Source organism: Burkholderia sp. Ac-20392, assembly GCF_017104585.1.
Taxonomy (GTDB): Bacteria; Pseudomonadota; Gammaproteobacteria; order Burkholderiales; family Burkholderiaceae; genus Burkholderia; species Burkholderia lata.
Genome location: NZ_JAAGPB010000750.1, coordinates 1 through 2,749, shown reverse-complemented (window position 1 = coordinate 2,749; position 2,749 = coordinate 1). Strand labels below are relative to the sequence as shown.

The following is a 2,749-nucleotide window of genomic DNA, read 5'->3' as shown; positions in this document are numbered from 1 at the left end:
GTCAGCAGCAGAAGCTGCACGGTGATCAGGCGCTTGCGGTTCAGCAGATCGCCGAGCGGCACGACGAACAGCAGCGCGAGCGCACAGCCGAGCTGCGTCGCGGTGATGACGCCGCCGACGGCCGCCTGCGACACGCCGAAATCCCGCGCGATCGAATCGAGCAGCGGTTGCGCGTAGTAGACGTTCGCGACGCTGGCCGCGCAGCAGACGGCCAGCAACGCGACGCGCGCCGCGGACAGGCGGCCGCCGTCGGCCGGATGCGCGGCATGTGTCGGCACGGTCGATGCAACGGTGCCGGAATGACAGGAAGACTCCATGGGTTCCCTCGTGCAAAGTAGTTGCAAATTGAAACTGGTGTGGAGTGTAGGAAAAGTAGTTTTAAAATGCAACCTGTTGTGCGATGGGCGGCAGCTCGTGCACGGATGGCCGGCGTTGCCGCGAAGGCGGCCGGCAGGATTGCGGAGAGGAACATGGCCAGGCAGAAAAGTCTTGCGGATTCACCGTGCCCGGTGGCGCGGGCGACCGATATCGTCGGCGATCGCTGGGCGTTGCTGATCGTGCGCGATGCGTTCGACGGCGTGCGCCGGTTCGGCGATTTCCGCGCGAGCCTCGGCGTTGCGAGCAACATCCTGTCCGACCGGCTGAAGATGCTGGTGGATGCCGGCGTGTTCGACGTCGTGCCGGCATCCGACGGCACCGCGTATCAGGAATACGCGCTGACCAAAAAGGGCGAAGGGCTGTTTCCGGTGATCGTGATGTTGCGGCAGTGGGGCGAGGCGAACCTGTTCGCGCGCGGCGAGCCGCATTCGATACTGATTGATCGCAGCACCGGGCGCGCGGTCCGCAAGCTCGCGCTGCGGCATGACGACGGCCGGCCTTTGAAGGCGGCGGAGACGGTCGTGAGAAAAATCGGCGACGAAGCGGACGCGCCACGGCGATAAGCGTCGTGCGCGACGGCTGCACCGTCGGCTAGACTGTCGCGATCGTCGTCGACCGGAGCCGCATTGCCATGTCCCATCCGCTGGATTCCGCCGGTTATCGGCGGTTGCTCGATCTGCAGCGCCGCATCCACGACTTCTGCGAACGCGAGGGCGCGGAGGACGGGCGCGACCATGCCGATCCTGCGGAGCCGCTGTGGCAGACCGATTTCAATCATGTCACCGTCGCGCCGATGCGGGCCGGGCTGCACGTCCGGTACTTCGGCGGTGCCTGGGACGATCCGTTCGACTGGACGCTGCAATGTCTGGCAGAGCGAGACGTCGCGGATCTCGTGACCGACCTCGCGTTCAGCGGCGTGGACGAAGGGGCGAACGGCACGCGCGAATGGGATTTCGGTCCGCTGCTCGATTCGGATGCGCGCTTCCCGATGCTGCGCTCGCTGTATGTGCGGCCGACCGAGCCGGCCGACCACAACCAGTCGATGATCGTGCGCCGCGACCTGATCATGCAGGAGGGCGGCGAGATTGCCCGCTTTGCCGAGAAGGCGCCGTTTCTCACCGAGCTGACGGTGCCGAATGCACCCGACGCGCGTTTCTTCGACATACCGCTTCCACATCTCGAGCGGCTGCGCATCGGCGGCGGCGATGACACGCAGCAGTTCATCGATCGTCTTGCCGACAGCGACAACCTGTCGTCGCTCGGCTGGCTCGATTTCTCCGAATCGACCGCATTGCATTCGACGTGGAAGCGCGAGCGCGACGCCAACAGCGTGACGTCGTTCGACGCCTATGAGCGCTTGCTGACGAGCCAGGCCGGCCAGCGGCTCCACACGCTGACGCTGAGAAACACCTGCCTCGATCGGGAAGCGCTCGAAGCGCTGCAGGCACTGCATCCACGGCTGTCGTTCATGGTGATCCAGGCCGGCAGCGGCGGCTACGTGAGTCACTTCAAGGGCAACGTGTTTCCGTGGCGTCACCTGATCCAGCGCGATCCCGGCGACGCATGACCGCATCCGTTCAATCGGCCGCCGCCACTGCCTGATGCGCGGGCGATGCGCCGCGATGCGCATCGGGTCGCACCAGCGTCGCGAGCAGCGCGGCGGTGACGAGCAGCGCGACTGACACGGCCGTTTCGATCCGCAACCCGTCCACGACCTGTCCCGCGCCGCCACCGCCGGCGAGCGCACCGAACGCTGCTACGCCCATCGCGCCGCCGGCCTGTCGCGCGGTATTCAACACGGCCGACGCGATGCCGGCCCGCTCGGGCGCGACCGACGCGAGCACGGCGGTCGTCATGGCCGGCACCGCGAAGCCCATTCCCGTTGGAATCAGCAGGAACGGCACGAGCAGGGCGGCCAGCGGTGTCGACGCGTCGATGAAATGCAGCGACCCGTAGCCGAGCGCGGCGACGAGCGCGCCCGCCAGCATCGGCGCCCGCGGGCCGTGACGCGCCACGACGCGCCCGCTTGCGAGGTTCGACAGCAGGAAGCCGCCCGTCAGCGGCAGGAACGCGAGGCCGGCCTGCAACGCCGATTCGCCGCGTGCGCGCTGCAGGTACAACGCGAGCACGAACACGGTGCCGTAGTACGTGAGGTTCACGCAGATCCCGAACAGCACGGCCGCGCTGAACGTGCGATGGCGGAACAGCGACAGCGGCAGCATCGGCGTGGCCGTGCGCGCTTCCACCGCGACAAACGCGAGCGCGGCGAGTGCGGCCAGCGCGAAGCCGCCGGCGACGACCGGATGCGTGAAGCCGAGCGGACGCCATTCGATCACGGCGCCGGTCAGCGCGGTCAGCATCGCGATCGCGA

Annotated in this window: 3 protein-coding genes and 1 pseudogene; 2 read left to right on the top strand and 2 right to left on the bottom strand. The window is 67.5% G+C overall.

Annotated features, from left to right (window positions below; all coding sequences use genetic code 11):
- A pseudogene (locus G3N99_RS37730) lies at positions 1 to 317 on the bottom strand (MFS transporter); the annotation flags it as partial.
- Between the two features lie 153 nt (positions 318 to 470).
- Between G3N99_RS37730 and G3N99_RS37725 the strand changes: the two are divergent.
- Positions 471 to 941, top strand: coding sequence for a helix-turn-helix domain-containing protein (locus G3N99_RS37725; RefSeq protein ID WP_206124915.1), 471 nt, complete (start codon positions 471 to 473; stop codon positions 939 to 941).
- A 68-nt stretch (positions 942 to 1,009) separates the two neighbouring features.
- The gene (locus tag G3N99_RS37720) at positions 1,010 to 1,945 is read left to right on the top strand and encodes a hypothetical protein (protein WP_206124914.1); all 936 of its coding nucleotides are present in this window, start codon (positions 1,010 to 1,012) and stop codon (positions 1,943 to 1,945) included.
- 10 nt (positions 1,946 to 1,955) lie between these two features.
- Here the strand turns inward: G3N99_RS37720 and G3N99_RS37715 are convergent.
- Positions 1,956 to 2,749, bottom strand: a 794-nt coding sequence (locus G3N99_RS37715; RefSeq protein ID WP_206124913.1) for an MFS transporter, incomplete at its 5' end; no start/stop codon positions are given.

Bases quoted from the DNA above. Each gene is read 5' to 3' on its own strand.
- G3N99_RS37725 (WP_206124915.1), top strand. From the start codon at position 471: ATGGCCAGGCAGAAAAGTCTTGCGGATTCACCGTGCCCGGTGGCGCGG.
- G3N99_RS37720 (WP_206124914.1), top strand. From the start codon at position 1,010: ATGTCCCATCCGCTGGATTCCGCCGGTTATCGGCGGTTGCTCGATCTG.